This window comes from uncultured Arenimonas sp. (assembly GCF_963976025.1).
In the GTDB taxonomy this organism is placed as follows: Bacteria; Pseudomonadota; Gammaproteobacteria; order Xanthomonadales; family Xanthomonadaceae; genus Arenimonas.
Genome location: NZ_CAXBJS010000206.1, coordinates 1 through 4,496 on the forward strand (window position 1 = coordinate 1; position 4,496 = coordinate 4,496).

A 4,496-nucleotide genomic window follows, 5' to 3' on the forward strand; every position below is an offset into this window, starting at 1 on the left:
CGCCTGCCGGGCCTGGATCCGTTCTTCGGCGCCTACCCGGTGTACGAGCTCAACCAGGACCGTTATTTCAACCCGATCACCGCGGCCGAGTTCAACTCGCTCTCGACCATCGTCAAGACCCGCGCCGACTCCAGCTCCACCACCGGCCAGTTCGTCGTTTCCGGCGACCTGTTCGACATGCCGGCCGGCCCGCTGTCCTTCGCCGCGGTCTTCGAACTGGGCAGCCAGGAGTACGACCTCAACGCCGACCCGCGCATCCTTCCCGGCCAGAACGTCATCTACAACCTGACCGGCACCGGCGGCGGCGGCGAGCGTGATCGTTACGCAATCGGCACCGAGTTCGCGATCCCGCTGCACGACACCTTCAAGGCCACCCTGGCGGCGCGTTACGACCTGTACGACGACATCACCGACGTCGACGACGCGTTCACCTGGAACGCCGGCCTGGAATGGCGTCCGATCGACAGCCTGCTGATCCGCGGCGCCTACTCCACCTCGTTCCGCGCCCCGGACATGCACTTCGTGTTCGCCGACGAAAGCGGCTTCTTCTCGGGCATCTTCGACGAGTACGCCTGCCGCAACGCCGGCTTCACGGTTACCCAGTGCGGCAACCAGACGGCCTACAACTACACGGCCTTCGGTGTCCGCCAGGGCAACCCCAACCTGGAAGAAGAAGAAGGCCAGTCCTACACCTTCGGCTTCGTCTGGGACGTCGTGGACAACCTGTCGCTGACGGTTGACTACTACAAGGTCGAACTCGAGGGCGTGGTCGGCGACATCAGCTCGTCCTACATCCTGCAGAACGAAGCCGACTGCCGCCTGGGCGTGGACCGCCAGGGCAACCCGGTGGACGGCAGCTCGACTTTCTGCCAGTTCATCCTCAACAGCGTGATCCGCACCGTGGGTGGCCCGAACGATGGCCGCATCGAGCAGGTCAACCGCGGCCCGATCAACCGCTCCTACCTGTCGAACGAGGGCATCGACGCGACCCTGCGTTACACCCTGGACACCGACCGGATGGGCAACTTCGGCTTCCAGCTGGGCTGGTCGCACGTGCTTGACCAGAAGTTCGCCGAGTTTGCTGGCGAGCCGCGCGACAGCTACCGCGACGACCTGACCAACTTCGACTTCCGCAGCCGCATGCGTGGCAGCGTGTCCTGGCAGTACAAGGACCTGGACGTCACCGTGTTCGGTACCCGCTACGGTTCGCTGCCGAACTGGGCCGAAACCGGCCGCATCGCGCCCTACCACGTGTACAACCTCAACGTTGGCTACGAGTTCACCGAGAACTTCCGCGCCAGCCTGGTCGTGAACAACGTGCTCGACAAGCTCGCCCCGAAGGACGATACCTTCTTCACCTATCCGTTCTTCTGGCGCGCCTACAGCCCGATCGGCCGCGAAGTCTTCGTGCGCGCCGAGTTCACCTGGTAACAACTGCTGCACTGGTCGAATGACCAAGGGCCCGGCGAAAGCCGGGCCCTTTTTTTGTGCCTGGCTCCCTCCCCCATGGGATAATGTGCAATCCACTTTCCGAACCCGAGCCCCGATGACGCCCCGTCCCGCCCTCGTCACCACCGCCCTGCCCTATGCCAACGGCCCCCTGCACCTGGGCCACCTGGTGGGCTACATCCAGGCCGACATCTGGGTCCGGGCCCGGCGAATGGCCGGCGGCGAAGTGCACTTCGTCTGCGCCGACGACGCCCACGGCACCCCGATCATGCTGGCCGCGGAAAAGGCCGGCATGGCGCCGGAAGAATTCATCAAGGCCATCCAGGCCGGACACGAGGACGACTTCGCGCGCTTTGGCGTCGATTTCGACCACTATCATTCGACCCACTCGGACGAGAACCGCGAACTCGCCAGCCTCATCTACACGCGCCTGCGCGACGGCAGCCACGGGCCCAGGGCCATCGCCAGCCGGTCGATCCAGCAGCTGTACGACCCCGAGCGGCAGATGTTCCTGCCCGACCGCTACATCAAGGGCGAGTGCCCGAACTGCGGCGCCGCCGACCAGTACGGCGACAACTGCGAGGTCTGCGGCAAGGCCTATGCGCCCACCGACCTGAAGAACCCGCGCTCGGTCGTTTCCGGCGCCACGCCGGAGCTGCGAGACTCCGAGCACTACTTCTTCGAGCTGGGCAGGTTCGAAGCCTTCCTGCGCGAGTGGCTGGCCGGCGACGTCGCCCATCCGGCGGTGAAGGCCAAGCTGGCGGAATGGCTGGAAGGCGGCCTGCGCGACTGGGACATCAGCCGCGACGCGCCCTACTTCGGCTTCCCCATCCCGGACGCGCCCGGCAAGTATTTCTACGTCTGGCTCGACGCGCCCATCGGCTACCTGGCCTCGTTCAAGGCCCTGTGCGCGAAGAACGGCCTGGACTTCGGCGCCTTCACCGAAGAGGCCCGCAACCCGGCCGGCGCCGCGCCCACGGAAATGCACCACTTCCTGGGCAAGGACATCATCAACTTCCACGGCCTGTTCTGGCCGGCGATGCTGCACGGCGCCGGCCTGCGGCCGCCGACGGCGCTGCACGTCAACGGCTACCTCACCGTCAACGGCGCCAAGATGAGCAAGTCGCGCGGCACCTTCGTGATGGCGCGCACCTACCTCGACCAGGGCCTGGACCCGGAGGCGCTGCGTTATTACTTCGCGGTCAAGACCGGCGCCGGCGTGGTCGACCTGGACCTGAACCTCGAAGACTTCGTCGCCCGGGTCAATTCCGACCTGGTCGGCAAGTTCGTCAACATCGCCAGCCGCTGCGCCGGCTTCATCAGCAAACGTTTCGACGGCCAGCTGGCCGCCGCGTTGCCGGACCCGGCGATGTACGAACGTTTTGTCGCCGGCGCCCGCGAAGTGGCCGCCAGCTATGCCCGCGACGAATACGGCCAGGCCATGCGCCAGGTGATGGCGCTGGCCGACGAAGCCAACCGCTACATCGACGAGAACAAACCCTGGGTGATCGCCAAGCGCGAAGGCGCCGACGCCGAACTGCAGGCGGTCTGCAGCCAGGGCCTGAACCTGTTCCGCGTGCTGGCCGCCGCACTCAAGCCGGTGCTGCCGGGCACGGTGGCACGCGCCGAAGGTTTCCTGCGCGCCCCGGCGGAGCGCTGGGACGACATCGCCGCGCCGCTGCTCGGCCATGCCATTGCGCCCTTCGAAGCCCTGATGACCCGAATCGACCCCAAGAACATTCAAGCCATGACCGACGCCAGCAAGGAAGACCTCAAGCCCGCCGCTGCCGCTGCCTCCACGGTAGGAGCGCCTTCAGGCGCGAAGGCTTTGCCTGCGGCAAAGAAGGAATTCGCGGCTGAAGCCGCTCCTACAGGTGCAGCCACCATCGGCATCGAGGATTTCTCCAAACTCGACCTGCGCATCGGCAAGGTCATCGAATGTGGCTTCGTGGAAGGCTCGGACAAGCTGCTGCGGTTCCTGCTCGACGCCGGCGAGCTCGGCCAGCGGCAGATCTTCAGCGGCATCCGCGCCAGCTACGGCGAGCCGGAAAGCCTGGTCGGTCGCCACGTCGTTTTCATCGCCAACCTGGCGCCGCGCAAGATGCGCTTCGGCCTGAGCGAAGGCATGATCCTTTCGGCCGGCCACGACGGCGGCGCGCTGGCCCTGCTGGGCGCCGACGCCAGCGCCGAGGCCGGCATGCCGGTGCGCTGAGGCCGCCATGGACGACATCGCCCTGCTGCTGGTCGGCGCGGTGTTCGTCAACAACTTCGTGCTGGTGAAGTTCCTGGGGCTGTGCCCCTTCATGGGTGTCTCGCGCCGGCTCGACGCCGCCTACGGCATGGCCCTGGCCACCGGCTTCGTGCTCACCCTGTCGGCGGCCCTGGCCTGGTGCGTGCACCACTGGCTGCTGATGCCGCTGGGCCTGGAACACCTGCGCACCCTGGGCTTCATCCTGGTCATCGCCGCCGTGGTGCAGTTCACCGAAACGGTGATGAACCGCCAGAGTCCGCGCCTGTACCGGGTTCTGGGCCTGTACCTGCCGCTGATCACGACCAACTGCGCGGTGCTGGGCGTGGCCCTGCTGAACGTGCAGGCACGCCGTGGCCTGTTCGAGGCCGTCAGCTACGGCTTCGGCGCCGCGGTGGGTTTTGGCCTGGTGCTGGTGTTGTTTTCATCCATGCGCGAACGGCTTGAAGCCGCCGACGTGCCCGCCGCCTGGCGCGGCACGCCGATCGCCCTGGTCACGGCCGGGCTGATGTCGCTGGCCTTCATGGGTTTCACCGGCATGGTGCCGGCCTGATGGGGCTGTCGGTGCTGGTGGTGGTGGGCCTGGCGGCGCTGTTCGGCGCCGTGCTGGGCTGGGCCACGGTGCGCTTCCGGGTGCAGGCAGACCCGATGGTCGAACGTATCGACCGCCTGCTGCCGCAGACCCAGTGCGGCCAGTGTGGTTACCCGGGCTGCAAACCCTATGCCCAGGCCATCGCTCGCGGCGAGGCCGACATCGACCAGTGCCCGCCCGGCGGCGAGGCTGGCGTGCGGGCGCTGG

Annotated in this window: 4 protein-coding genes; all 4 read left to right on the top strand. The window is 66.9% G+C overall.

Annotated elements, in window-relative coordinates:
* On the top strand, positions 1–1,431 hold a 1,431-nt coding region (locus AACZ35_RS12730), incomplete at its 5' end, for a TonB-dependent receptor (protein WP_339829890.1).
* 115 nt (positions 1,432–1,546) lie between these two features.
* Positions 1,547–3,661: a methionine--tRNA ligase gene (gene metG, locus AACZ35_RS12735; RefSeq protein ID WP_339829892.1), complete on the top strand. Its 2,115-nt coding sequence runs from the start codon at positions 1,547–1,549 to the stop codon at positions 3,659–3,661.
* Positions 3,662–3,668: 7 nt separating this feature from the next.
* Positions 3,669–4,250, top strand: a complete 582-nt coding sequence (rsxA, locus tag AACZ35_RS12740) for an electron transport complex subunit RsxA (protein WP_339829894.1) — start codon at positions 3,669–3,671, stop codon at positions 4,248–4,250.
* The coding region (locus AACZ35_RS12745; protein WP_339829896.1) for an RnfABCDGE type electron transport complex subunit B at positions 4,250–4,496 on the top strand (247 nt) is incomplete at its 3' end. The genes rsxA and AACZ35_RS12745, both read left to right, overlap by 1 nt.